The 26,212-nt window shown below is 30.2% G+C and carries 27 protein-coding genes and 1 tRNA gene; 17 read left to right on the top strand and 11 right to left on the bottom strand.

All coding sequences use genetic code 11. The annotated features are described in order from the left end of the window. Positions 1 to 47: 47 nt before the first annotated feature. The 3 genes from FBF02_RS06010 to FBF02_RS06000 all read left to right on the top strand — a co-directional run bounded on the left by FBF02_RS06010 (position 48) and on the right by FBF02_RS06000 (position 2,133). Complete coding sequence (locus FBF02_RS06010; protein ID WP_002853196.1) at positions 48 to 722, top strand: response regulator transcription factor; 675 nt, start codon at positions 48 to 50, stop codon at positions 720 to 722. After that, positions 719 to 1,966 (top strand): ArsS family sensor histidine kinase, encoded by a 1,248-nt coding sequence (locus FBF02_RS06005; protein ID WP_002853241.1) that lies wholly within the window; start codon positions 719 to 721, stop codon positions 1,964 to 1,966. The genes FBF02_RS06010 and FBF02_RS06005 overlap by 4 nt, the downstream gene beginning before the upstream one ends. A gap of 92 nt (positions 1,967 to 2,058) precedes the next feature. After that, a tRNA-Asn gene (locus FBF02_RS06000) sits at positions 2,059 to 2,133 on the top strand. Positions 2,134 to 2,223: 90 nt separating this feature from the next. Here FBF02_RS06000 and FBF02_RS05995 read toward each other — a convergent pair. Together FBF02_RS05995 and FBF02_RS05990 are read right to left on the bottom strand one after the other, a co-directional pair. Continuing rightward, positions 2,224 to 2,472 carry a ribbon-helix-helix domain-containing protein gene (locus FBF02_RS05995; protein ID WP_002853192.1) on the bottom strand — a complete coding sequence of 83 codons (249 nt, stop codon included), beginning with the start codon at positions 2,470 to 2,472 and terminating at the stop codon, positions 2,224 to 2,226. A gap of 10 nt (positions 2,473 to 2,482) precedes the next feature. After that, the gene (locus FBF02_RS05990; RefSeq protein ID WP_002853178.1) at positions 2,483 to 3,082 is read right to left on the bottom strand and encodes a bacteriohemerythrin; all 600 of its coding nucleotides are present in this window, start codon (positions 3,080 to 3,082) and stop codon (positions 2,483 to 2,485) included. Positions 3,083 to 3,229: 147 nt separating this feature from the next. On the opposite strand from FBF02_RS05990, the gene dccR reads away from it, so the two are divergent. Together dccR and dccS are read left to right on the top strand one after the other, a co-directional pair. Then, positions 3,230 to 3,895 (top strand): two-component system response regulator DccR, encoded by a 666-nt coding sequence (dccR, locus tag FBF02_RS05985; protein ID WP_002853205.1) that lies wholly within the window; start codon positions 3,230 to 3,232, stop codon positions 3,893 to 3,895. Beyond that, positions 3,888 to 5,078 (top strand): two-component system sensor histidine kinase DccS, encoded by a 1,191-nt coding sequence (gene dccS, locus FBF02_RS05980; RefSeq protein WP_002853219.1) that lies wholly within the window; start codon positions 3,888 to 3,890, stop codon positions 5,076 to 5,078. The genes dccR and dccS overlap by 8 nt, the downstream gene beginning before the upstream one ends. A gap of 42 nt (positions 5,079 to 5,120) precedes the next feature. On the opposite strand, the gene groL is transcribed toward dccS, so the two are convergent. Beyond that, positions 5,121 to 6,758 (bottom strand): chaperonin GroEL, encoded by a 1,638-nt coding sequence (gene groL, locus FBF02_RS05975; protein ID WP_002858047.1) that lies wholly within the window; start codon positions 6,756 to 6,758, stop codon positions 5,121 to 5,123. A gap of 20 nt (positions 6,759 to 6,778) precedes the next feature. Then, a complete protein-coding gene (groES, locus tag FBF02_RS05970) occupies positions 6,779 to 7,039 on the bottom strand; it encodes a co-chaperone GroES (RefSeq protein WP_021034234.1) in 261 nt (86 codons plus the stop codon). A gap of 161 nt (positions 7,040 to 7,200) precedes the next feature. On the opposite strand from groES, the gene FBF02_RS05965 reads away from it, so the two are divergent. Genes FBF02_RS05965 through FBF02_RS05950 form a run of 4 tightly spaced genes read left to right on the top strand, consistent with a single transcriptional unit; the run spans position 7,201 to position 11,210 of the window. After that, positions 7,201 to 9,741, top strand: coding sequence for a hypothetical protein (locus tag FBF02_RS05965; protein WP_002852788.1), 2,541 nt, complete (start codon positions 7,201 to 7,203; stop codon positions 9,739 to 9,741). 8 nt (positions 9,742 to 9,749) lie between these two features. Then, a complete protein-coding gene (locus FBF02_RS05960) occupies positions 9,750 to 10,361 on the top strand; it encodes a riboflavin synthase (protein ID WP_002852828.1) in 612 nt (203 codons plus the stop codon). Further along, positions 10,325 to 11,005 carry a polyphenol oxidase family protein gene (locus FBF02_RS05955; protein WP_002852800.1) on the top strand — a complete coding sequence of 227 codons (681 nt, stop codon included), beginning with the start codon at positions 10,325 to 10,327 and terminating at the stop codon, positions 11,003 to 11,005. The genes FBF02_RS05960 and FBF02_RS05955 overlap by 37 nt, the downstream gene beginning before the upstream one ends. Before the next feature lies 1 nt (position 11,006). Next, a complete protein-coding gene (locus tag FBF02_RS05950) occupies positions 11,007 to 11,210 on the top strand; it encodes a hypothetical protein (RefSeq protein ID WP_002852756.1) in 204 nt (67 codons plus the stop codon). Here the strand turns inward: FBF02_RS05950 and FBF02_RS05945 are convergent. Continuing rightward, positions 11,207 to 12,367, bottom strand: coding sequence for a M23 family metallopeptidase (locus FBF02_RS05945; protein WP_002852845.1), 1,161 nt, complete (start codon positions 12,365 to 12,367; stop codon positions 11,207 to 11,209). The genes FBF02_RS05950 and FBF02_RS05945 overlap by 4 nt on opposite strands. Before the next feature lie 121 nt (positions 12,368 to 12,488). Between FBF02_RS05945 and FBF02_RS05940 the strand changes: the two genes are divergently transcribed. The 3 genes from FBF02_RS05940 to FBF02_RS05930 are packed head-to-tail and all read left to right on the top strand — an operon-like array spanning position 12,489 to position 15,409. Beyond that, entirely contained in the window at positions 12,489 to 13,214 is a 726-nt protein-coding gene (locus tag FBF02_RS05940; protein WP_002852692.1) for a plasminogen-binding N-terminal domain-containing protein, read from the top strand. 2 nt (positions 13,215 to 13,216) lie between these two features. Continuing rightward, on the top strand, positions 13,217 to 14,599 hold the full coding sequence (locus FBF02_RS05935; RefSeq protein WP_002852810.1) for an FAD-linked oxidase C-terminal domain-containing protein: 1,383 nt from the start codon (positions 13,217 to 13,219) through the stop codon (positions 14,597 to 14,599). Positions 14,600 to 14,602: 3 nt separating this feature from the next. Further along, positions 14,603 to 15,409, top strand: a complete 807-nt coding sequence (locus tag FBF02_RS05930; protein ID WP_002852725.1) for a YihY/virulence factor BrkB family protein — start codon at positions 14,603 to 14,605, stop codon at positions 15,407 to 15,409. Here FBF02_RS05930 and FBF02_RS05925 read toward each other — a convergent pair. The 4 genes from FBF02_RS05925 to FBF02_RS05910 are packed head-to-tail and all read right to left on the bottom strand — an operon-like array spanning position 15,353 to position 19,278. Then, positions 15,353 to 16,612, bottom strand: a complete 1,260-nt coding sequence (locus tag FBF02_RS05925) for a ComEC/Rec2 family competence protein (RefSeq protein ID WP_002873165.1) — start codon at positions 16,610 to 16,612, stop codon at positions 15,353 to 15,355. The two genes, FBF02_RS05930 and FBF02_RS05925, sit on opposite strands and share 57 nt — an antisense overlap. Further along, on the bottom strand, positions 16,612 to 17,169 hold the full coding sequence (locus FBF02_RS05920) for a DedA family protein (RefSeq protein ID WP_002856055.1): 558 nt from the start codon (positions 17,167 to 17,169) through the stop codon (positions 16,612 to 16,614). The genes FBF02_RS05925 and FBF02_RS05920 overlap by 1 nt, the downstream gene beginning before the upstream one ends. 8 nt (positions 17,170 to 17,177) lie before the next feature. Then, positions 17,178 to 18,731, bottom strand: coding sequence for a ribonuclease Y (gene rny / locus FBF02_RS05915; RefSeq protein ID WP_168940576.1), 1,554 nt, complete (start codon positions 18,729 to 18,731; stop codon positions 17,178 to 17,180). Continuing rightward, positions 18,652 to 19,278 carry a 5-formyltetrahydrofolate cyclo-ligase gene (locus tag FBF02_RS05910; protein ID WP_002875342.1) on the bottom strand — a complete coding sequence of 209 codons (627 nt, stop codon included), beginning with the start codon at positions 19,276 to 19,278 and terminating at the stop codon, positions 18,652 to 18,654. Before FBF02_RS05910 ends, rny begins: the two co-directional genes overlap by 80 nt. Positions 19,279 to 19,360: 82 nt before the next feature. Here FBF02_RS05910 and FBF02_RS05905 point away from each other — a divergent pair, with 82 nt between their 5' ends. The 5 genes from FBF02_RS05905 to FBF02_RS05885 all read left to right on the top strand — a co-directional run bounded on the left by FBF02_RS05905 (position 19,361) and on the right by FBF02_RS05885 (position 23,061). Further along, entirely contained in the window at positions 19,361 to 19,918 is a 558-nt protein-coding gene (locus FBF02_RS05905; RefSeq protein WP_002858112.1) for a TlpA disulfide reductase family protein, read from the top strand. Continuing rightward, a complete protein-coding gene (ftsY, locus tag FBF02_RS05900) occupies positions 19,918 to 20,784 on the top strand; it encodes a signal recognition particle-docking protein FtsY (protein ID WP_002858085.1) in 867 nt (288 codons plus the stop codon). Before FBF02_RS05905 ends, ftsY begins: the two co-directional genes overlap by 1 nt. Next, complete coding sequence (gene radA, locus FBF02_RS05895) at positions 20,784 to 22,124, top strand: DNA repair protein RadA (RefSeq protein ID WP_002858434.1); 1,341 nt, start codon at positions 20,784 to 20,786, stop codon at positions 22,122 to 22,124. The genes ftsY and radA overlap by 1 nt, the downstream gene beginning before the upstream one ends. A 68-nt stretch (positions 22,125 to 22,192) precedes the next feature. Continuing rightward, positions 22,193 to 22,873: a F0F1 ATP synthase subunit A gene (locus tag FBF02_RS05890; protein ID WP_002858390.1), complete on the top strand. Its 681-nt coding sequence runs from the start codon at positions 22,193 to 22,195 to the stop codon at positions 22,871 to 22,873. After that, positions 22,870 to 23,061, top strand: coding sequence for a membrane protein (locus FBF02_RS05885; protein ID WP_002852856.1), 192 nt, complete (start codon positions 22,870 to 22,872; stop codon positions 23,059 to 23,061). Before FBF02_RS05890 ends, FBF02_RS05885 begins: the two co-directional genes overlap by 4 nt. Before the next feature lie 21 nt (positions 23,062 to 23,082). On the opposite strand, the gene metF is transcribed toward FBF02_RS05885, so the two are convergent. Together metF and metE are read right to left on the bottom strand one after the other, a co-directional pair. Beyond that, positions 23,083 to 23,931, bottom strand: a complete 849-nt coding sequence (gene metF, locus FBF02_RS05880; RefSeq protein ID WP_002858469.1) for a methylenetetrahydrofolate reductase [NAD(P)H] — start codon at positions 23,929 to 23,931, stop codon at positions 23,083 to 23,085. A gap of 9 nt (positions 23,932 to 23,940) precedes the next feature. Then, positions 23,941 to 26,205: a 5-methyltetrahydropteroyltriglutamate--homocysteine S-methyltransferase gene (gene metE / locus FBF02_RS05875; RefSeq protein WP_002858088.1), complete on the bottom strand. Its 2,265-nt coding sequence runs from the start codon at positions 26,203 to 26,205 to the stop codon at positions 23,941 to 23,943. Between the last annotated feature and the right edge of the window lie 7 nt (positions 26,206 to 26,212).

The following is a 26,212-nucleotide window of genomic DNA, read 5'->3' as shown; positions in this document are numbered from 1 at the left end:
TAAATTTTAGTTTAAAATTAAAATTAAGTTTAAAATAAAGGAAAACTATGACAAATATTCTTATGATAGAAGATGATTTAGAATTAGCAGAAATTACAGCTGAATATTTGGAAAAATTTGATATGAAAGTTGATATAGCTCATGAACCTTATATAGGTCTTTCTAAGCTTGCATTAAAAGAATATCAGCTTATCATTTTAGACCTTTCTTTGCCAGGGCTTGATGGGCTTGAAGTGTGTGAAGAGATTCGTAAAAAGTATGATACGCCTATTATTGTTTCAAGCGCAAGACATGATATTACAGATAAGGTTAATGCTTTAGAGCTTGGAGCAGATGATTACCTACCAAAACCTTATAATCCAAAAGAATTACAAGCACGTATTAAAAGTCATTTAAGACGTATTTCAAATACAAAAAGCGCCATAGCAAAAAGTGTAAAAGATCTTGTTTATGATCAATATAAGCATATTATTACCATGAAAGGACAAGAGCTTACTTTAACTAATGCTGAATTTGATATTTTAAGCTATTTGATTAAAAAAGAGGGTGGAGTGGTAAGTCGTGAAGAGCTTGTTTATAATTGTTCTTCTATTAGTGAGGATTCTAGTAATAAAAGTATAGATGTTATTATCAGTAGAATTCGTCAAAAGATGGGAGATGATCCAAAAACTCCAAAATATATTCACTCTATACGTGGAATAGGTTATAAGCTTACTCAATGAATAAATCTTCGATTTTTTATACTATAACTTTTATTTTTATTTTTGCTGGGGTTAGTGTTATACTTGGCTTTTTGTGGCTTATAGAATATGATCAGCAAAATTATACTAGAGAATTAAACACAAAATATTCTTTGATAGCTAATGCAAGGCTCTTAAATTTTGCAGGAGTTATCAGTGAAAAAGAATTTGAAGAGCAGACAAAAAATTATAATAAAATGGATGAGATAACAGAAGCAAAGCAGATCCGTAAAATTCTTTTTAGAGGTGATGTTTTAGCTAGGGTTGAGGTTAACAATGGCTTAATCGAGATTATTTCTTATAATAGACAGGTGTATTTAAATATTATTTATGATGGAAAGGTTTATCTTTATAAGGATCAAGATTATCAAACCTATAGGTATTTTATTATCAAAGCTATAGCTGTAGCTGTGATTTGTATTCTTGTATTGCTTTATATTTATATATTTAAAAAATTAAAACCACTTAAAAGACTTAAAAAACAAATTGATAAATTTGCCCAAGGAAAGCTTGGTGATATAGAAGATGTAAGCACTGGGGTGGATGAAATTTCACAAGTAAGTGAAGCTTTTTATCAAGCTATTGTTCAAATTCGAAAGTTAAACCAATCTCGTCAGTTTTTTTTAAGAAATATTATGCATGAACTCAAAACTCCTATTACTAAAGGGCTCTTAACTTTAGAAATGATAGAAGATAATAAATATAAAGAGCGCTTAAATGGGGTTTTTACTAGACTTGAAATTTTAATTAATGAATTTGCTGCTATTGAGCAAATTACTTCAGGGGCTGCTTTTATAAATAGAAAAAAATACAATATTTTAGATGTTTTAGATGAAGCCAAAGAAATTGCAATGCGAGATGATAGCAATATACGTATTTTTATGGAAGAAAGTTTTTTTGTAAATGTGGATTTTAAACTTTTTACTACGGCGATTAAAAATATGATAGATAATGGTATTAAACATTCTGAAGATGGGTTTGTGCAAATTGATATTATAGATGATTATATTTGTTTTAAAAATCGTGGTCCTGAGCTTAACAATACTTTAGAATACTATACTCAAGCTTTTACTCAAGGATCAAAACAAAAATCAAGTTTTGGATTAGGGCTTTATATTGTAAATACTATTTTAGAAACACATGGAATGAAGCTTGATTATTTATATGAAGATGGGGTAAATTTGTTTTATTTTAGAAATTTAAAAAGTGTTATTGTTAAGGAGTAAATTAATTTTTTTACATAAAAAATGCATTTTTGTGAAAAAACCCTTGACAAAGTTTTTTAATTTCACTATAATCATATTTTACTTTTAAATATTCCGGATTAGCTCAGCGGTAGAGTAGTCGGCTGTTAACCGATTGGTCGTAGGTTCGAATCCTACATCCGGAGCCACTTTTTTAACTCCATTTTTAATATTCATAAATGTATTTTAATATAAAAAATTAATAAGTCTTTATCACAAAAAAATTGTGATAAAGTTTTTTATTTTGTTTGTTTAAGATTTTTGACAATTTTATCTATTTTTTTACTTGCCTTTTGATAATCCCCATCTTTAAGTTCTTCTAGGGCATTAACAGCAAAAGAAAAATCTTCAACTTCATTAAGATAAGCCTCTATGGCTTCTTTTACTATGGTTGATTTTGGTTTAGAAAGATTTTTACTTAAATTATCCAAACGCTCCTTAAGCTCTAAAGGCATTCTAAAAGAATAAGTTTTTACATTGCGTTTCATTTTATCCTCCTTAAGAATATTTTTTGTAAAATTTTATAGCTTGTTTACAAGTTTTACAAGTAAATTTACGACCTTGTAATTCTATTTTTTGATGAATGCTATAAGGAACATCGTGAATTTTACCAGGACAATTACAGGTATAAAGATAAAATTGTGGATGCTCATTATCTTCATCTTCTGCTGCTTCAAAGCTAACATCGCCACCATCATCTGTAGACAAAGAAGAACTTCTCCATTTTTCAACTTTCATGTCTTCATATAGTATGTGTTCTAAAAGCCACTTTTTAGCCACTATATAAAGTTTTTCTTTAAGATCATTGGTTGATTTGATATCTTTGATTAAATTAATCATGGTTTGGATGATTTCTTTATGTATTTTTCGATGTTCTTCTAAATTTGGATAGCCTATTAGCTGCATGTATTTTTCTTCATCATTAAAGTGATCTTTCATATAATTAAAAAATTCAGCCAAAAGTTCTTTGACTTCATTTTTACTTACAGATCTATCTGATACAACTTCAACTTTTGCAGCAAGTTTAAAAAGCTTTTTATGCTGCTCATCAATTTTAGCATTGTGCACACTATAGCTGTTATCCCATTTTGGAAGCATTTTAACTCCTTAAGGAAAAATTTATTTGTATGAAAGGATTATAGATAAAAATAAATTAAATAAAAATGAAATTTTATTAAATAATTGATAAGAATTTTGATACAATGATATATATTTAAGAGATTTGAAGTTAGAAAGATTTAAATTATGGCTGCTAAAATTTTACTTTTAGAAGATGATTTGAGCTTGAGTGAGATCATTGAAGAGTTTTTAAACGATGAGGGATATGAAGTATTTTTATGCGATAATGCGCAAGAAGCTTTAGATATGGCTTATGAAAGATATTTTGATCTTTGGATTTTAGATGTAAAAGTTCCTTTAGGAGATGGATTTTCATTACTTAAAGAATTAAGAAAAAGCGGAAAGCAAACTCCAGCAATTTTCATGACTTCTTTAAACACAACAAATGATTTAAAACAAGGCTTTGACGCAGGTTGTGATGATTATATAAAAAAACCTTTTGAACTTGCCGAGTTATCTATCAGGGTTAAAGCTTTGCTTAAAAGAGCTTTTTCACATAAAAATGAAGATTTTGAAGATTTAGGAGATGGATTTAGATTTGAATTTACTACACAAATTCTTTACCATAATAATAAAGCCTTGACTTTACCGAGTAAAGAAATTAAGCTTTTGTCTTTATTACTTAAAAATAAAAACAACTTTTTAAGTACAGAGAGAATTTTTGAAGAACTCTGGGATTATGATGAGGAGCCTAGTGAGCTAAGTTTAAGGGCTTATGTGAAAAATTTACGTAAAATTTTAGGAAAAGAAAAAATTATAAATCAAAGAGGCAGGGGATATTGCTATGGCTAAAAAAGTCATTAGGCAAATTTTATTAATCTACCTAACAACTACAGGTATTTTTTTAACTATTTTTTTTGCATTATGGTATCAAAAATTATATGAAGAATTAGTTGTTTTAAAGGGTGCCACTTTGAGAGAAAATCATAGAAACATTGTTATAAGCATCTTAAATTCTCGTTTTACCCCTATAGATATAAGTGCAAAAAATATTGCTCAAAGCACAGCACTAAAATTTGCTATATTTGATGCTAAAAAGATTGTTTTTAGTAATATAGATTTTGATTTAAGAAAGGCAAAGATAGAGCTTAAAGGTAGAGGTATTTGTGATAATAAGGTTTTTTTCCTTGCTTCTATGAGTGCAGATCATTATTTTTTAAGACATGCTAGCAATGAAGAAGTAAATACTAACGATGGTTTGCAAATTTTAATACAGGGTGAAGATGTTGGCAAAGATCTTTTTTGGATTAGAACGAAAGTTTTTAGTTTTGCTATTATGGCTTTTTGCATATTGGGTTTAATATCTTATATTTTAGTAAAAATTGCTCTAAAGCCTTTGGAGGATAAAATCAGCACACTAAATCGTTTTATTAAAGATTCAACTCATGAACTCAATACCCCATTAAGTGTTATTTTGATGAGTATAGAACAACTTGAGCATCAAAATTTAGGAGATAATACTAAATTTACAAGGATTAAGCTTGCTGCAAAAAGTTTGTCTCAAGTGTACTCTGATCTTGTTTTTTATAATTTCCCTAATACCTTAGAAACAGAAAAACAAAAATTTGATTTAAGAATACTACTTGAAGAAAGATTGGAATATTTTAAAGTATTTTTTGAGCAAAAAAAAATTACACTAAAGCTTGATTTAAATCAAGCAAATATTTTTGCTCCTAAAAGTCAAATTTCTAAATTGATTGATAATCTTATAAGCAATGCTATTAAATACAATAAAAAAGGTGGAGTAATTTCTATAATTTTAAAAGCCAATTTTTTAAGTATTGCGGATACAGGTTGTGGAATTTCAAAGTCAAATTTAAATCATATTTTTGATAGATATACAAGATTTAATACCGATCAAGGAGGATTTGGTATAGGGCTTTCTTTGGTAAAAAAAGTTTGTGATGATAATGATATTAAGATTATTTGCGAATCTGTAGAAAATCAAGGGAGTGTTTTTAAATTAAATTGGTAATCAGCAAGGAAAATCCTTGCTGATAAGAGGTTAGAGCAGATATTACATCATTCCGCCCATGCCACCCATTCCTCCCATACCGCTCATATCTGGCATAGTAGGTTTATCTTCTTTAATTTCACTAATTGTTGCTTCTGTGGTTAAAAGCATACTAGCTACAGAAACTGCATTGAGTAAAGCTACTCTTTCTACTTTAACAGGATCGATAATTCCACTTTCAAGCATATTAACATATTCACCTTTTGCAGCATCAAATCCTGTGTTTTCATCTTTAGCATTTTCTACGCTATTTACAACCACACCTGCATCAAATCCTGCATTTTCAGCAATTTGTCTTAAAGGTGCTCTTAAAGCTCTTTCAACGATAGCTGCGCCAATTGCTTCATCACCCTGTAGATCAAGTTTGATTTTAGCTTTTGCTTTGATAAGCGCTGCACCACCACCAATTACTATACCTTCTTCAACTGCTGCTTTAGTAGCGCTTAAAGCATCGTCAACGCGATCTTTTTTCTCTTTCATTTCAGTTTCAGTTGCTGCACCTACTTTAATAACTGCAACACCACCACTTAATTTTGCAAGTCTTTCTTGTAATTTTTCTCTGTCATAATCTGAAGTTGTTTCAGCAATTTGTGCTTTGATTTGATTGACTCTCGCATCAATATTTGCTTTTTCGCCTGCACCATTTACTATGGTTGTATTGTCTTTATCGATGATTACACTAGAAGCTTGTCCAAGATCTTGTATAGTCGCACTTTCAAGAGTTCTTCCAAGTTCTTCAGAAATCACTTCTCCACCTGTTAAAATCGCTATATCTTCAAGCATAGCTTTTCTTCTATCGCCAAAACCTGGAGCTTTCACTGCTGAAATATTAAGAACACCGCGAAGTTTATTTACAACCAAAGTTGCAAGCGCTTCACCTTCAATATCTTCAGCGATAATTAAAAGTGGTTTGCCTGTTTTTTGAATTTGTTCTAAAACCGGTAATAAATCTTTTAAATTTGTAATTTTTTTATCAAAAAGCAGGATATAAGGGCTTGAAAGCTCTACTGTCATTTTTTCTGCATTAGTGATAAAATAAGGGCTTAAATAACCTCTGTCAAATTGCATACCTTCAACTACATTTAATTCATCATTGATTGATTTTGCCTCTTCAACAGTGATAACACCATCTTTGCCCACTTTTTCCATAGCATCAGCGATTAAATTTCCGATTTTTTCATCAGAGTTGGCTGAGATTGTAGCAACTTGTGCAATTTCTTTTTTATCTTTTACTTCGCGAGAAAGTTTTTTAAGTTCTGCTACTATAGCTTCGCAAGCTTTATCCATACCGCGTTTTACCTCGATAGGATTTGCACCTGCTGTGATATTTCTTAAACCTTCTTTGAAAATTGCATGAGCTAAAACCGTTGCAGTAGTTGTTCCATCGCCTGCTTGATCAGCTGTTTTACTCGCTACTTCTCTTACGAGTGAAGCACCCATATTTTCAAGACTATCTTTAAGCTCTACTTCTTTAGCAACACTTACGCCATCTTTAGTAATGCTTGGAGCACCAAAGCTTTTTTGGATTAAAACATTGCGTCCTCTTGGCCCCATAGTTACTTTTACCGCGTCATTAAGTTTTTTAACGCCCTCATAAAGTTTATTTCTTGCTTCATCTGAAAAAATAATTTCTTTTGCCATTTTTTATCCTTTTTTATAAATTATTTTAAAATTCCTAAGATATCATCTAAATTTAAAACTAAATATTCATTATTATCAAGTTTAATTTCTGTTCCACCGTATTTAGCAAACACGATTTTATCACCATTTGCAATATCAGTGATTTCTTTACTTACTGCTACTACTTTACCCATTAAAGGCTTTTCTTTAGCATTATCTGGTATAATTATGCCTGAGGCTGTTGTTTTAGTTTCTTCTACGCGTTTAACTAGAACACGCTTTCCTAAAGGTTGAAAATTCATTTTTGTCCATCCTTAAAAATATTGATTTTAGCACTCTTTAATTTAGAGTGATAATATCATACTATAAAAAATGAATTTTGTCAATACTTTAAATTAAAATATTTATAAAAGTTTAGTTTTATAGACTAAAGTTATTTTATAAAATAAACTAAAGGATAAAAATGAAAAAGATTTTTTATGGCATTGTAGCTTTTGTTGTTGTGCTTTTAATCGCTCTTTATACCATACTTTTTACAAGTTTTGGTAATAATATAGTGGCAAATATAGCACAAAAAAAGATCAAAGAAAATGCGGGATTAGATGTAAATATCACGCGTTTTAATTTGCGTTTTTCAAGTCTTGAACTGCAAGCAAATATTGCAAATATGGCAGATTGTAATCTTCAGGGAGCTTTGAGTCCTTTTAAGCTTGGATTTGATCTTGACTATCTTATTTCTTTAAATCAAAATTATGCTAAAAATTTAGGTTTAAATTTAAATCAAAATCTTTCTTTTGGCGGTAAGATTCAAGGTAAAGCAAGTGATTTTACTTTAGATGGAAAGGGTTATTTACTAGGTTCAAATGTACTTTTAAATGCAAGAATGTATAATTACAGCCCTATTGCTTTAAATTTAGATGCGCAAAATCTTAAGATAGAAGAAATACTTCATCTTTTATCTTACCCTAGTTACGCTAAAGGTTTTTTAAATGCTCAAGCAAAAATTTCAGCACAGAATTTAAAACCTGATGGAAATATCATCATAAAACTTGATACAAGTTATATAAACTATGAGGCGATAAAAAAAGATTTTTCTTTAGACTTGCCTTTAAATTCTAATCCTAAAGCAGAAATTTTGGCCAATGTTAAAGAAGATAAGATTTATGCTGTAAGTAAAATTTACAATGATTATCTTAACTTACAAACCCAAAAAACTCTTTATGATATGAGTAAGAATATTTTAAGTACTGATTTTAATTTAAATATTCCTTCTCTTGCAAAGCTTGAAAAACTTACAAAAACTAGATTAAATGGTAGTTTGGGCGTGATAGGCGAAACAAGTGTTGTAAATAATGCCTTATCAAGTTTAAATGCTCAAGTTATCGGACTTGGTGGAGAGGTAAAGGCAAGTTTGAAAAATAATAAAATTTTTGCAGATATTAATGAAGCAAGTTTGGAAAAATTATTAGCTCTTGCAGGATACGGAGCTTTGGTTTCTGGAAATTTAAATGCTAAACTTTTAAATGCAGATTTGGATTTTTCTAATTTTGATCTTGAAGCAAAAATAAACAATGCAAAGATTAACACCAATGAGCTTAAAAAATTAGCTAAAATAGAGCTTCCAAATACAATTTTTAGTTTTGATGCTAAAGCAAATGCAAAAAATAGCAATATTGCTTACAATGCTTTGCTTGCTTCAAATTTGCTTAATATCAAAAAACTTCAAGGAACTTATAATTTAAAAAATAGTGAGTTAAATACAGATTTAAATGCTTTTATTGATGACTTGTCCCAGTTTAGTGCTATAGCAGGACAAAAATTACAAGGTAAGGCAGATCTTACTGCAAAAGCTCATATTATAGGCACTCAAATACAAAATTTAAATGCAAATGCAAATTTGGCAGATGGTGTAATCAAGGCTGATTCAAATGGTAAAAAACTTGATTTAAACATTGATAAACTTGATTTATCTAAACTTTTTGTTATAGCAGGTATGCCAAATTATGCCAGTGGGATTGTTAATGCAAAAGTTAATTTAGATAATATCGATTTTAGCAACCTTAATGGTAAAGCAAATTTAGAAGCTAAAGGCATTTTAAATGCCGCAACTTTAAGTAAAATTTTAAATAAAAATTTTCCAAACAATACAAGTTATGATTTAAATACCAAAATTAATTTTAAAAACAATATCGCTCAATTTGATTCTGTTTTAAATTCATCTTTAGCTGATCTTACAAAACTACAAGGAAGTTTTGATATAAGCAAAATGCTTTTAAATTCGGATTTTAATCTAAAGATAAATGATTTTTCAAAACTAGGTTTTTTGTTGGATAGAAAACTTAAAGGTAAGGCAGAATTTAATGGAAAGGTAGGTTTTGATAAGAATTTAAATTTTGTTGTAAATAGTCCGAATTTATTTGAAGGAAAGCTTCAAAGCACACTTAAAGATAACCTTTTGCTTGCTGATTTAAATGGAGTGGATTTAAGTAGTCTAGCTCAAGGTTTAGATTTTATGGATGTTTATCAAGGTAAGGCAGATGTGAAGGCAAATTACAATCTTTTAAGCGAAGAAGGAGAGGTTAATTTGGATATGAAAGAGGGTAAATTAAAACCAAATCTTATTACCAATGCTTTAAAAATTTTAACACTAAAAGATATTACCAATGATGTTTATCGCACTGCTAATGCTAAAGCTTTGATTAAAAAAGAAAATATCAAGTTTGATCTTAATATGCAAGCAGATCGTTCTTATATTTTAGTACAATCAGGAGCTTTAAATTCTAAAAGCGGGGCTTTAAATTTGCCTTTTGATATTAAATTTGATAGAGCTAATTTTAAAGGAAGTATTACAGGAACTACGGAAAATCCTAAAGTAAATTTAAATGCAGGAAGCGTGTTAAATTCTATTAAAAATGTAGTAGGCGGCGGTATGAGTGACGGTGCTAAAAGTACAGGTGATAAAGTAGATAAAGCGGTGAATAAATTATTAAATAAGATTTTTTAAGGTAAAAAATGTTTAATGGACTCATAAGAGAAATTGCTAAAGTTCAATCTTATCAAAACAATACTTTAAGCTTAAAAGCAAAATATTGCCCAAATCTTGGCGATAGCATAGCCGTAAATGGAGCTTGTTTAAGTGTAACAAAACTTTATGAAGGGGGTTTTGAAGTGGAGCTTTCTCGTGAAAGTCGCACTCATATAGTTATAGAGAATTTAAAAGATAAAGTTCATATAGAACCTGCTTTAAGATATGGCGATAGAATTGATGGACATCTTATGCAAGGACATATTGATTTTATCGGCACACTTGAAAAGATTCAAAAAGATGAAAATGGAGTGGATTTTTATATATCTTTACCCAAAGAAGCTATGAAATTTATGGCAGAAAAAGGAAGTATAGGCGTTGATGGGGTAAGTCTTACTATCAATGAAATTTTAAAAAATGGTATTAGGCTTACTATTATTCCTATTACTTTTAAAGAAACGCTTTTTAAAGACTATCAAGTAGGTAGAAAAATCAATATAGAAAGTGATTTACTTGCTCGTTATATTTATGCACAATTACAAGGTAAAAACAAAGGATTATCATGGGAAGAAGTCGAAAGAATTTCTTATCTTTATTAGAAAATGATAAAGTCGGTATTTTTTGTGCTTTTGATAAGGATTATAATGTTTTTAGAGCTAAAATTCATAATGAGAATTTATTTTCTCATTTAGGTTTTAAAGATATTGAAAAATGTGTTTTTATGGATCAAATTCATTCTCATAAAGTTATCATTTATGATGAAAATTTAAAAAATCTCAGTTGTGATGGACTTATAAGCAAGGAAAAAAATATCGCTCTTTGTGTTTTAAGTGCGGATTGTCTGCCTTTGATTTTATATCATGAAAGTGGTATTATAGCAGCTTTGCATTCAGGTAGAAAAGGAAGCTTTGAAAATATCCTAAAAGAATGCGTTGATCAAATTACTATGCAAAATTCACATTTAGATAAGAATAAATTTCATCTTTTTATCCTGCCTGGAATTTGTGCTAAAAATTATGAAATAGATGGAGAAATTTTAGAATTTGCTAAAAAAGAATTTAAAGAATTTGTTCAAGATGATAAACTTGATTTAAAAGCTTTAGTAAAATTTCAAGCGCAAAATTTAGGCATTGAAAATATTAAAGATTGTGGAATTTGTAGCTTTGATGATGAGAGTTTTTTTTCTTATCGTCGTGATAAAACGACTAAGCGTTTTGTGAGTGTGGTTTATTTAAAGGATTAAAATGTATGAAAGAAAAGATTTAAGGGTGTTAAAAATCATTCAAAAAGCTAGAGAATTTGGCGATGGAGATTTGTTAAATGAAGCTTTGGTGAAACAATTGATTGATGCAGATTTTTGTGAAATTAATGAAAAAGAAAAAGAAGAGCTTGCAACTCTTCTACATTCTTTAATCAATGCAAAAGATAAAGCGTTATTGAGTAATTAAAATTCTATATAGTTTTCAAAATCTTCTTCTTTTGGAGGATTAGGTTGATTCGAGGCTAGGGCTTCTTTAACAACCTGCTCGTATCCAGCTATGATATGTTTAAAATTCTCTTTCGCTTTTCCACTAAGTTCTGATTTGGCGATTTTTACAACAGATGCAGGATTTATAGCTTTATTATTTAAATATACTCCAAAATGCAAATGAGGACCTGTGCTCATACCTGTTGAACCAACATATGCAATTACTTGTCCTTGATTTACCTTTTGTCCGTTTTTAATTTTTGCAAAACGACTAAGATGAGCATATAAAGTCATATAACCTGAGTCATGCTTGATTTGAATTACATTTCCATAACCACCTTTTGTGCCTATAAAGGTTACTACTCCTTTGCCAGCACTTTTCACAGGAGTTCCAGTAGGTGCAGCATAGTCTATACCAAGATGGGCACGATAGCGTTTTAATATAGGATGATATCTTGCTGTTGTAAAAGGAGAAGAAATTCTAGTGTAATTCACAGGTTTTGTAAGTAAAAAAGATTCTAATTCTTTGCCATCACGATCATAGAATATATCATTATAAGAAAAGACTTCTCTAGCGCTTTTATTGATTTCTACCATTGCCATTTTTATATTTATATCACCCCAAAGTTTACCCATGCGTCTTTTTTGTTCATAATATAGGGTTACTTCATCACCTTTTTGGATATTGCGAAAATTTATACTTCCTCGAAAAGCACGAACCATAGCACGAGCTAAAGTACTGCTACCACTTTCTTCATAGACATCTTGATAAGCAGAGCTTTTAATGGTTAAATGTAAAATTCTATCTTCTTTTTGATAAGATACAGGAGTAAAAGCAAGAGTGTATTGTCCATCTTTATCTTTATAGATATGAATTTGTAAATCATCACTAATTGGAATTAAAACTTGTTCTATGTTGTTGTTTTCATCTTTTAAAACTTGATATTTTATTTTATAGGCTATATCAGAAGCAAGTTCTTGATCTTCTCTATCAAGTCCATAATAAAGCGACATAGGTATGGAATTTCTTTGTAGGAATTTAAGCAAGGTATCTCCATTATCCCAAGTTAGCTCTTCAACACTTAAAGCTGCAAAACTTTGAACAACAAAAATAAATAAAAGCAATAATTTTTTCATGAGATAACCTTAATTTTTAAAAGAATTTTGAAATTTGAAAGCTATATTTTACTTTATTTTTCTTACAATTGCTTAACAAAAAAGGATTATAATTCTATAAATTTTTATTTAAGGAGCAAATTTGTTTAAAACTATAGTGTGTTTTTTAGCTTTAAACCTTAGCCTCTTTGCGGTTGGATTTGATTTAAAACCTATAAAAAGTGAACTTGTAAAAGTTGATGATATTTATGGTTATATTAAAGATAGTGATGATATAAAACTTTATTCAAGTGGCGTAGTAGTGCAACATTTTAGCAATTCGCAAAGTATCATCGCTAGAGCAAGTGTTATAGATAAAAAAAATGGTTTGGCAAAATTAGAATTTAGTGTTTTTTCAGCTCTTAAGCAAGATGCTTTGCCTTTACCAAATGTTTTACCTAAAGTAGGTGATGAGGTTGTTTTAAATTTTCTTTATGATAGAGGATTGGTAATTGCTCCTGATGAACAAACTTATAATGAACTTGTTAGAGAATTTCCGCAGATATATTTTACCCATATTGATATTTTTGGAGCACAATTAATTAGAACGGCTACTCTTTCTCCTAAGCGTTCAGATTTTAGGCAATTTTGTGATGATAATGCGGTCGGCATTTTGGTTGTGGCTTTGGAAAATCATGCAGAAGTTGTGGATTGTCAAGATTTTAATAAGCTTTATGAAGTGCCTATAAGCAAGCCAACTAGCGTTCAGGTTCCTTTTTATTCTCGTATAGGTGGATATAAAAGTAATTTTTTTGATTTTAACTCTCAAGAAATAGGAAATTATTATAGGTATTATGATGCTTTGATTAATCTTCCTAAGGTGCAATAAACATGAAAAAAGAATTTGAACAATATTTTAAACGATTTTTAGGAGAAGAAAACGCTTATTTTGATGAAATTCACAAAAGAGCTTATAGCTATGATGCGACAAAAAAACATTATTTACCCGATGGGGTTCTTTTTCCAAGAAATGAAGAAGATATTGCTCGAATTTTAAAATTTTGTAATGAAAATAATATCATAGTCATACCGCGAGGCTCAGGATCTGGTTTTACAGGAGGAGCTTTAGCTGTTAATGGCGGGGTGGTGCTTGCTTTTGAAAAGCATATGAATAAAATTTTAGAAATTGATCTTGAAAATTTAGTGGCTGTTGTGCAACCTGGGGTTATTAATATACATTTACAAAAAGAAGTAGCCAAATACGGACTTTTTTATCCACCTGACCCTGCTAGCATGGAGTATTCAAGCTTAGGGGGTAATGTAAGCGAAAATGCTGGGGGAATGAGAGCTGCAAAATATGGCATTACAAAAGATTATGTGATGGCTTTAAGGGCTGTTTTGCCTAGCGGAGAAATCATTCGTGCAGGGAAACGCACTATTAAAGATGTAGCAGGTTATAATTTGGCAGGAATTTTAATCGCTAGTGAAGGTTCTTTGGCAGTTTTAAGTGAGCTTACTTTAAAATTAATACCTTTGCCTAAATTTAAAAAAACTGCTTTTGCTATTTTTCCAAGTGTAAAAAGTGCTATGAATGCGGTTTACAAAAGTCTTGCTAGCGGTGTAAGTCCTGTATCTATGGAATTTTTAGACAATCTTAGCATTAGAGCGGTTGAGAGCAAATTTAATAAAGGTTTGCCTATAGAAGCTGGAGCTATTTTGATTGCTGATGTGGATGGTAATGTTAAAGAGGCTATTGATGAGGATTTAAGAAATTTAGAACATTATTTTTTAGAAGCTGGCGCTAGCGAATTTAAAATAGCAAAAGATGAACAAGAAACCGCAGATATTTGGTTTGCTAGAAGAAATTGTTCTCAAAGCATTGCCATGTATGGAACTTTAAAACTTAATGAAGATATTACAGTTCCGCGTTCTAAACTACCTACTTTGCTTGAAGGTATAGATGAGATTTCTAAAAAATATGGTTTTAAAATTCCTTGCTTTGGACATACAGGGGATGGAAATGTGCATACTAATGTTATGGTTCCTGATAAAAATGATAAAGAGCAGGTGAAAAAAGGCTATGAAGCTGTGGAAGAGATTTTTAAATTAACAGTGAAACTTGGAGGAACTTTAAGCGGAGAGCATGGTATCGGACTCTCTAAGGCACCTTTTATGAATTTAGCTTTTTCTGAAGCCGAAATGAATTTAATGAGAAATATTAAAAAAGCTTTTGATCCAAATAATATACTAAATCCTTTTAAAATGGGACTTTAGAAGGTGAAAAATTTTTTTACTATTTTACTAAATTTGCGTGATAAGGAAATTTTAAATTATGCAGCAGCGCTTAGTTTTTATACTGTATTATCTTTAATACCTATTTTATTTGTATGTTTTTCTGTTTTTACGCAAATTTCCAGTTTTAAAGCTTATTATGAAAAAGCAAAGCAAGTAATTTTTGCTTTTTTAATACCAACGCAACAAGATGTTGTTGCTACCTACATCGATACTTTTTTAAAAAATAGTGTAAATTTGGGTATTGTAGGTCTTATTGCTATGGCATTTACTTCTTTAGCTTTTTTTTCAGGCTATGATTTTGTAATCAATCGCATTACTAAAAATGAACCTAAAGGACTTTGGCAAAGTATTAGTTCTTATTGGACTCTTTTAACTCTTGTTCCTTTGGGGCTTGGGCTTAGTTTTTATATTTCAGGTTTTATCCAACAAACTTTAGATGATTATAAAATAGGGTTTAATTTTTTTGAAATTTTACCCTTTGTAATTATTTGGGGTTTATTTTTTATATCTTATTCAAGTTCTGTTCATAAGGGAACTCTTAAAAGTTTAGCTTTAGTATCTTTTGGAGCGGGTACTATTTGGTATATAGGAAAAAATTTATTTGTATATTACGTGGTATATAATAAAACATACGCTAGCGTTTATGGATCTTTTTCTACTATTTTATTCTTTTTTATTTGGATTTATATTTCTTGGATTATTTATCTTTTTGGGCTTAAACTCTATTATTTTCTAAATCACAATCATAATGAAGGGAATAAAATTCGCAAAAATACAAAGAAAAGCTAGATATTTAAATCGCACAGAGATTAAAGAAGCAATAAGATAACTTATAAAAATCCAAAATGGGATATGGATATTAGTTCCATAAATTTTAAATTTAAAAAATTCATCTAAGATAAAATTGAGCAAATCTCCATAGTTTATAAGATGCAAAAATAATACTAAAGGATAAAATATTACAAAAATTCCACTCAAAATAATACCTAAAATTTGTTGGTAGCTTATAAGTGGAAAAAAATAAAGCACAGGTAAAACCATAGCAAAAAAAGTCCAAATATTAAGCAAAATAATATTTATAAGATTATTAAATTTATTTGCAAAATGATGCATATATAAAAAAATATAAAAAACACCTAAAATAGAAAATAAAAATCCAATACTAAATAAAAGTCTAGGGTAAAGAGAAATGCACAATAAAATACTACAAAAAAGCGTAACGAAATTAATGATTTTTATATTTTTACACAATAGATAAAAAACCCAAAAAGCCATAATCAAGGAGCGCACAAAAGAAGGGACAAATCCTATTAAACAAGCATAAGCTAAAAGTAGTGCAAAAATTAAAATACTTAAATCTAAACGTAAATTTCTATAAGGAAAATATCTTTTTTGGAAAAAACTATAAATTGGAGCTAAAATAAAGAAAATTAAACTAAAAAGTAAGCCTATGTGATAACCGCTAATTGCTATAAGGTGTGCTATACCGTAGTAATTTACATCGTTTCTAAGCTCTAAAGATATGGGCAGTGCAAAAAATAAAGCACCATAAAATTCTTTAATCTTTTCATTTGTATGTTGATTTAAGAAGTAAGATATAATGGGATTGTATTCTTTTTCTTTTAATTTTTCAAAATCATAAGAAGGTGCGTAAAAACTTTTACTCAGATAGTCTTTAAAGTTAATATTATGGGTGATAATTCTAAGGCTTAAAAATTGATTCTTGCTTAAATTTAAATCCTTAAAACTTGTAGTATAAAAAGTGAAGTTTTCAGTTTGTAACTTTAAAACCCAGTATTTTTTATTTTTTTTATTATATTTTATATATTGGTGCGTTAATAGAGCGTTGTCTATAAGGTAATGTTTTTGGTTTTTAAAGTTTAAAAAATTATTATATTCTAAAAGGATATTAAAAATAAAAATAACAACAACAGAGAAAAATAAATAATGAAATTCTTTAAAAGAGTAAGAAAAAGAATTCCATAGAGACATTATTTTTTAGAAAATTTACTTAAATAAAGCCAAATTATTCCGGCTAAAAATAATAAAAATAAAGGAGCAGCATAAGGATATAAACTCAGTTTATCAAAAATTGCTTCAATAACATACCCAAAAGTATAAGCAGTAAAACCTAGAACAATAGCCCATGCCAAACTAGCTAGAGTATTGATAATAAAAAATTTAATAAAATTATATTTTGCCATACCTGCAGCTATGGGAATGAAAGTTTTTAAACCATAAATAAATTTTTGAGTTACAAGTAAAATAATTCCATGTTGTTTTGTTTTTATCATAGCAAGGGCTATCTTGCGTCGGTGTTTTTTAAAATAAGGCATAATGTCTTTTTTATAATATTTTCCAAGTATAAAAAGCAAAGTTGAACCTATGGTATTAGCAATAAAAGCAAGAGCAATGCAAAAACTAAGATCCATTTTTCCTTGAGAACTTAAAACTCCTGCAGCTAAAATTCCAACCATCCCGCCCCCTAAAGAGTAAAAGAATAAAACAATATAACCATATTTTATTAAAGTATCAATCATATCTTGCATAATAAACCTTATTTAGCGTATTCTACAGCTCTAAGTTCACGTATAACATTGACTTTAATTTCACCAGGATATTGCATTTTTTCTTGAATTTCAGCTGCTATTTCCTTAGCTAAAAGTACACTTTCATCATCATTAACAAGCTGAGCATTGGCTATGACGCGAATTTCTCTTCCGGCATTGATTGCATAGGCATTTTTAATTCCTTCTTTACTTTTAGCGATATCTTCTAGCTCACTGACTCTTTTTAAGAAAGCTTCTAACACTTCTCTTCTAGCTCCAGGTCGTGCAGCACTTAAAATATCTGCTGCACAAACAGCTGCTGATTCTATGCTTGTAGCTTCTTCGTGTCCATGATGTGCGTAAATAGCATTGATTACTACAGGATGCTCTTTGTAGCGTTTGCAAAGTTCTGCACCTAAATCCACATGAGATCCTTCAAAATCATGGGTTAATGCTTTTCCTATATCATGTAAAATTCCCGCACGACGTGCTAAATTCTCATCTCCACCACACTCAGCAGCAATGATTCCTGCAAGGTGAGCCACTTCCAAAGAATGTGCTAAAGCGTTTTGTCCATAGCTTGCTCGGTATTTGAGTTTTCCTATGAGTTTTACAATTTCAGGGTGTATTTTATTTAAACCTAGATCCATAACTATGGTTTCGCCTTCTTCTAGAATGGCACTATCAAATTCTTTACACACTTTTTCGTGAATTTCTTCTATGCGCGCGGGTTGAATTCTGCCATCTTCAACTAAAAGTTCTATAACTTTTGTAGCAATAGCACGGCGATAAAGATTAAAACAACTTACTATAATAGCACCTGGTGTATCATCGATGATAATATCAACACCTAAAACCATTTCCAAGGTTTTAACATTGCGCCCTTCTTTACCAATGATACGTCCTTTAAGTTCATCGTTTTTAATGTTAATAACATTGATAAGTCTTTCAGCTGCAAATTCACCTGCAAAACGAGAAGTAGCTTGAGCAATGATGAAATTAGCTTTTCTTTTAGCTTCATTTTTTGCTTCTTCTTCATATTTTCTTACTATATGTGCAATTTGCTCGCGAGAATTTTCTTCTACTTTTTTAAGAATGATTTCTTTGGCTTCATTTTGTGTAAGTCCTGTCGAATGTTCTAAAATTTTTAAAACATCGTCAAGTTTTTCTTGATATTTATTTTTTAATTTATCAACATCAGATTGTAAGTTTTGAATGTGTTTTTGTGACTTGCAAAGGTATTCTTTATCTTCTTTTAGTTTTTCTTCTTCTTGCTGAAGTTTTTGTTCTTTTTTAGAAAGATCATCAAATTTTTGATTAAAATCTTTTTGAAATTTGTGAGTTTTTTCTTCGTATTTTTTTTTAACTTCTAATTCTGCATTAAGAATTGAATTTTTTGCATCTTTTAAAATAAGCTCCGCTTCGTATTCTATAGCTTTGGCTTTAGCTTTGGCTTGTTCTACGAAAATTTCATATTTGGCATCATTGATTTTTTTTGCAACTAAATATCCTATACCGAGTCCGACTATAGCGGCTATAAGTGCGATAAGTGATTCTATCATTTTTTCTTTCTTTCTTGTAATATTTTTTATAAGGGTTTATGTATAATTTTCCTGAAATATCATGCTTTTGTGTTAGATTATTTTGACTTAAAGCATCTATACTTTGGATAAATATTATATGAGGTTTGTAATTTAAATTTTCAAAAAATCTATCATAAAAACCTTGCCCATGTCCTATTCTTTTTAAATTTTTATCGACGCCAATTACAGGCACAATAGCTAAATCAATTTTTGCTTTAAAAAAAGAATCTATAGGCTCTAAAACCCCAAACCTTTTTTTAATAAAAGGCAATCTTAATTTTACAATTTTTAAACTTTTATCTTGCATAAATGGAACAAAAAGTTTGTAATTTTTATTAAGAATATGGCGAAATTTTATTAAGTTTGGTTCATAATGCAAAGGAATAAAAATTAAAATATTTTTAGCTTTAAATAGCTTTATTATTTTAAGACATTCTTTAAATATTTTATAATCTTGTTTGAAATTTAGTTTTGAATGTTTGAAAAGGCGTATTTTTTGCAATGCCCTAAAATCTGTTTTTTCCATTAATATGCCTTTAAAAAAATATTATCTTATGTATGTTATAATTTTAGCATTTTTATAAAGAATAATAAAGGATTGATAAATAATGAAGATTAAAAAAATACTTTTACTAGTGGCAATATCTTGTTTGTTTGTTGCTTGTAGCAATGATAAAGAAAAGCAGCAAAATGATGTAAATTTAAGCACCGAGGCAAGTATAAATCAAAGTGATGATATGAATTTTAAACTTAATTTGATTGATGGAGGATCAATTTCAGTTAAAAAAGAAAATGCCGTTTTAAATTTCAACGATGAAGATAAGGTAACTTTGTTTGTATTTTTTACCACTTGGTGTACCCCTTGCATTGCTGAAATCCCTCATCTTAATAAATTACAAGAAAAGTATAATAATGATTTTAATATAGTTGGGGTTTTATTAGAAGATAAATCTAACGATGAGATTCAAAAATTTATAGAACAGCATAAAATATCTTATAAAGTCGCTAATGGTGAAAATAACTATCTTTTAGCTAAAGCTTTAGGTGGGGTAAATGGAATTCCTACCATGTTTCTTTACAACAAGCATTCTAAATTGATTAATCAGTATTTAGGGCTTATTCCTGAAGAAATGCTAGAAATTGATATACAAAAGGCTATACTTTAATGTTTAATTTTTTTAAAAAAGGACTTGCAAAAACTCTTGAAAATATTGTTGGAGTTAAAGGAGAGAATAAAAAGATAACCAAAGATTTGCTTGAAGAAATTTTGCTTGAAGCAGATGTAAGTTATGAAATAGTTGAAGAGATAATTTATTATTTACCACCTCAAAATGAAGTAAAAAAAGAAGATTTAAAGCGTGTTATGGGTTCTTATTTTCTTTATGAAAAAAAAGAAACCAATCAAGAAAAACCTTTTGTAGAGCTTATTTTAGGAGTAAATGGAGCAGGAAAAACAACAAGTATTGCCAAGCTTGCTTATTTATACAAAAACCAAAATCAAAAAGTGATTTTAGGAGCGTGTGATACTTTTAGAGCAGGTGCGATTGAGCAATTAAAACTTTGGGCGCAAAAAGTGGATGTAGATATAGTTTTAACTGCACAAGGGCATGATCCTTCAGCGGTTGCTTTTGATACCATTTCTAAAGCAAAAGCAAAGGATTTTGATAGAGTTATTATCGATACAGCAGGGCGTTTGCAAAATCAAAAAAATTTAGCTCATGAGCTTGAAAAAATTGTAAGAATTTCAAACAAAGCTTTAGAAGGCGCACCCCATAGAAAAATTTTAGTTTTAGATGGAACACAGGGAAATGCTGGAATTTTACAAGCTAAAGCTTTTAATGAGCTTGTAAAACTTGATGGTGTGATTATCACAAAGCTTGATGGGACAGCTAAAGGGGGTGCACTTTTTAGTATAGCAAGAGAGCTTGAGCTTCCTATTTTTTATGTAGGCGTGGGTGAGCAAATGACGGATTTACAAGAATTTAATGCAAGTGCTTATTTAGATACTTTATTAGATCCTATTTTTGAATAATGGCAAAAAATAAAGCACTTTTTGAATGTCAAGCTTGTGGAAATCAACAAAGCAAATGGCTTGGAAAATGTCCTGATTGTGGAGCTTGGGATAGTTTTGTAGAATTAAAAGCTGAGCAAATTAAAGTTTTAAAAGAGCTTGCGCAAGTTAGCATGAAAACAAGTGAGGCTGTTTGTATTGAAGATGTGGAGTTAGAGCATTTTACAAGATACAGCACAGATGATAATGAGCTTGATTTGGTTTTAGGCGGAGGGCTTGTTGAAGGTTCTTTAGTGCTTATAGGCGGAAGTCCAGGTGTGGGAAAATCTACGCTTTTGTTAAAAATTGCTTCAAATTTAGCTAAACAGGGTAAAAAAGTGCTTTATGTCAGTGGCGAAGAAAGTAAAGCCCAGATTAAATTAAGAGCTGATCGTCTTGAGGCTAATACTCCGAATTTATTTTTACTTACTGAACTTTGCCTTGAAAATATTTTAGAAGAATTGCACAAAAAAGATTATAGCATTCTTATCGTTGATTCTATACAAACTCTATATTCAAATAAAATCACTTCAGCAGCAGGAAGCATCACTCAGGTGCGTGAGATTACTTTTGAGCTTATGCGTGTGAGTAAGGCTTATAATATCAGTACTTTTATCATAGGGCACATTACTAAAGAAGGTGCTATAGCAGGACCTAGAGTTCTTGAGCATATGGTAGATGTGGTGCTTTATTTTGAGGGAGATGCCACTAAAGAAATCAGACTTTTAAGAGGCTTTAAAAATCGTTTTGGTGGAACGAATGAAGTAGGTATTTTTGAGATGACTGCTAAGGGTTTGATCAGTGCAAAAGATTTGGCAAATCGTTTTTTTACTCGTGGAAAGGCTATTTCAGGAAGTGCTTTAGGTGTTGTAATGGAGGGATCTCGTGCTTTGGTTTTAGAAGTTCAAGCTTTGGTGTGTGAAAGTTCTTATCCAAAACGCAGCGCTACGGGCTATGAAAAAAATCGCTTAGATATGCTTTTGGCTTTGCTTGAAAGAAAGCTTGAAATTCCTTTGGGGCATTATGATGTATTTGTAAATATTAGTGGCGGAGTAAAAGTAAGCGAAACTGCGGCGGATTTGGCTGTGGTTGCAGCTATTATTTCAAGTTTTAAAAATCGCCCTTTGAGCAAAGATAGTATTTTTATAGGGGAGCTTAGTTTAAATGGAGAAATTAGAGAGGTTTTTAGCCTTGATACGCGTTTAAAAGAAGCTAAAATGCAAAAATTTAAAAATGCCATTGTTCCTTCTAAGCCTTTGGAAGATATAGGGCTTAAGTGTTTTGTTGCTAAAGAACTTTCGCAAGTTTTAGAATGGATGTAAATTTTCATTAAAATATAAGTAAGATTTTGCTAAAATTTCGAGTTTAGAATAAAATTTTTGAGGAAACCATGAAAGATTTATTTTTATTTAGCTCTTTGCTTGATGCAAGTCATACTTTTTCTTATTTTTTTCACATAGGTTTGGTAGCTTTAATTGCTGTTATAGTGGCTATGATGGCTACTCGTTCTATGCAACTTGTTCCACGCGGTATGCAAAATTTAGGTGAGGCTTTTTTAGAGGGAGTTTTATCTATGGGTAGAGATACCATGGGAAGTGAAAAAGGTGCAAGAAAATATCTTCCTTTGGTTGCAACTTTGGGGATTATAGTGTTTTTTAGTAATATTATAGGTATAATACCTGGTTTTCACGCTCCAACTGCAAGTTTAAATTTGACTTTGTCCTTGGCTATTATAGTTTTTGTATATTATCATTTTGAGGGTATTAGGGCACAAGGTTTTGTAAAGTATTTTGCTCATTTCATGGGACCTATTAAACTTTTAGCTCCTTTGATGTTTCCTATAGAGATAGTCTCTCATCTTTCTCGTGTGGTTTCTTTGTCCTTCCGTTTGTTTGGAAATATTAAAGGCGACGATTTATTTTTAATGGTAATTTTAGCTTTAGTTCCTTATATAGCTCCACTTCCTGCTTATGTGCTTTTAACTTTTATGGCATTTTTACAAGCTTTTATTTTTATGATTTTAACTTATGTATATTTAGCGGGTGCAACTGTTGTTGAGGAAGGTCATTGATCTATATTTTAGAATTTTTCAAAGGTGCATCTTTAGCTTTAATGCTTTTTGGTGCACTTTTCTTCTTTTTTAAATATAATTCTTTTTTCTATCTTTGCTTGGGTATTATACCAGGTTTGCTTTTATCTTTAATTTTTGTTTTACTTATAGAAAACCATAAGCTAAAAAATGAAAATAAGTTAAGATAAAAGCAAAAAATAGTTTATTTTCTAAGCATGAAGCTCTTCTTTAAGCAAATGCTTTACAGCTTCATAAATTTTAATAGCCGCTTTGGATTTATTCATAGTATAAAGATGAATTCCATCTACACCACTTGTGATTAAATCGACAATTTGATCGCAAGCATACGCGATACCTGCATCTTCTAAAGCCAAAGTATTATTTTCATATTTTTCTAAAATTTTAACAAATTTAGGAGGGATTTTAGCTCCGCAAAGTTGAGAAATTTTTAAAACCTGTCTTTTGTTAGTAATAGGCATAATACCTGCGTAAATAGGTATGTCAATATCTGCTAAAGCACAATTTTGTTTAAAAGTATAAAAATCTTCATTATCGTAAAAAAGTTGAGTAATGAGCTTATCTGTTCCTGCATTTACCTTAGTTTTAAGATGGTGTATATCCTCGATGAAATTTTTAGATTCATTATGTTTTTCGGGATAGCATGCGGCATAAATTTCAAAGTATTCTTGTTTTTTTATAAAAGAAATTAAATCACTAGCATAAGAAAAATCTTTGCTTTTTTTTAAATTTTCACATATATCGCCTCTTAGGGCAAGAATTTGATTAAGATTTTTTTCTTTGCATTTTTGAAGTATCTGAGTGATTTTTTCTTTACTAGAATGGATGCAAGGTAAATGTACTATGCTAGGAATTTGATATTCTTCCTGGATTAAGCTTGCAACTTCTAAAGTATTTTGTGAGTTAATAGAGCCTCCAGCTCCAAAGGTTACGCTGATAAAATTAGGGCTTAATTGCCCTAAATCATCTAAGATAGCATGAAGATTTTTGATATTTTCATCCTTTCTTGGTGGAAAAACTTCAAAAGAAAAACTACACATGAAAACTCCTTATAATTGTTCTCGTATTTTTTGCGTGGCCGTAACTAAATTTTTAAGAGAGGCTATAACTTCTTCATAGGCTCTTGTTTTAAGTCCGCAGTCTGGATTGATCCAAATTTGCTCCTTAGGTAATTTGTTTAAAATTTTTTCTATAGTTAAACTTAATTCTTCTACGCTTGGAACTCTAGGGCTATGTATATCATAAACTCCTGGTCCCACCTCAGTTTTAAAACGAATAGCTTTTAGGGTATCTAAAAGACTTAAGTTTGATCTTGAAGCTTCAAAAGAAATCACATCAGCATCCATAGCGTCAATTTCTTTTAAGATATCACTAAATTCACTATAACACATATGAGTGTGAATTTGAGTTTTAGCTTTTACCCCGCTATGCACAAGATTAAAAGCAGGAATAGCCCAATCTAAATACTCACTATGCCAATCACTTTTTCTTAAAGGCAGTTTTTCACGCAAAGCCGCTTCATCAATTTGTATGATTTTTATACCTGCATTTTCAAGATCTAACACTTCATCTCTTATAGCTAAGGCAATTTGCTCAGTGCTTTCTTTTAGACTGATGTCTTCTCTTGGAAAGGACCAATTAAGTATGGTTACAGGTCCAGTTAGCATACCTTTTACGATTTTTTGACTTAAACTTTGTGCAAATTTAGACCAAGCTAAGGTGATAGGCTTTGTGCGTGATACATCACCCCAAATCACAGGAGGTTTAACGCACCTTGTGCCATAGCTTTGCACCCAACCATTTTGAGTAAATAAAAAGCCCTTTAGATTCTCTCCAAAATACTCCACCATATCATTTCTTTCAAATTCTCCATGCACTAAAACATCAAGTCCTATTTCTTCTTGAATTTGTATGCATTCTTTGATTTTTTGTTGGTTAAATTCAGTGTAGTTTTGAGCTGAAATTTTTTCTTGCTTAAAGGCAAGGCGATTAGATCTTACATCGGCACTTTGAGGAAAGGAACCTATGGTTGTGGTTGGTAAAAGAGGGAGTTTTAAAAATTCTTTTTGGATTAAGGCGCGTTCTTTAAAACTAGGCGTTCTGGTAAAATCTTCTTTTTTTAAGGCCTTAAGCCTTGCTTTGACTTTTTCATCTAAACGCTCTGGGATATTTTTAAAAAGCTCTTGATTGGCTCTAAAGAGCGGATTTTCTTCGCTAGAATTTAGAATTTCTTTTAAATCTTTAAGTTCTTGAAGTTTTTCTTTAGCAAAGGCAAAAAGTTTAAGATAGCTTGAATCTAATTTGCTTTCAAATTCAGTGCTATAAGGCACATGTAAAAGTGAGCAAGAAGTGTTTAAGATGATATTTTGTGTATATTTTTGAAGCTCTTTAATAAGCTTTAGGCTTTTAGCATAATCATTAGCATAGATATTTTTGCCGTTAATAAGACCTGCAAAAAGGATTTTATCTTTAGCAAAACCGTATTGTTGGACTAAGGCTAAGCTTTGTTTTCCCTCGATAAAATCAAGCCCCAAAGCATCAAATTTGCTTTCTAAAAGTTTAGGATAAATATCTCTTAAGTCTCCAAAATAGCTTTGAAGTAAAATTTTAAGATCTTTTTTGTGATTTAAAAGTTCTTGGTAAAATTCTTCGAACAAAGCGATATCTTCCTTGCTTAAATCATAAACCAAATAAGGCTCATCAAGTTCAAGCCATGTTACTTTAAGTTCATTTAGTTTATCAAAAAGCTCTATGTAAGCGTTTAAAAGCTTTTCTTTGGCGAGTTTTTGAGTTTTTTCATCTTTAAAGGCAATGAGTTTAAAAAGTGTGAAAATGCCTATTAAAACAGGCTTGCTTTCTATACCAAGCTCTTTAGCTTCGAGATATTCTTTAAAAATTTTATCCCCTGTTAAAGCTATAATATCAGCATTATCGCACTCAGGCACCAAATAATGATAATTTGTATTGAACCATTTTTTCATTGCTAAGGCTGTAACATCTCCATTTTCTCCTTGATAACCTCGACTTTGAGCAAAGTATTCATCTAAAGCATCTAAATTTAAATTTTTATACTTTGTATGAACAATGTTAAAAAGCACAGCTGCATCTAAGACATTATCATAAAGTGAAAAATCATTACTAGGGATAAAATCAATGCCAGCTTTTTGAATTTCTTGCCAGTGTCTAATCCTTAAATCCTTAGCACTCTTTAAAAGCTCCTCTTTAGAACTTTGGTTTTTAAAGTATTTTTCAATAGCAAATTTTAATTCTCTATTTGCACCTATTCTTGGGTAAGAAATGATTGAATTTTTCATATTTGTT

The sequence above is a fragment of the Campylobacter sp. CFSAN093226 genome (assembly GCF_012897595.1).
GTDB lineage: Bacteria > Campylobacterota > Campylobacteria > Campylobacterales > Campylobacteraceae > Campylobacter_D > Campylobacter_D jejuni.
Note: the sequence above shows the minus strand (reverse complement) of the source record. Positions and strands in the feature narration are given on the sequence as shown.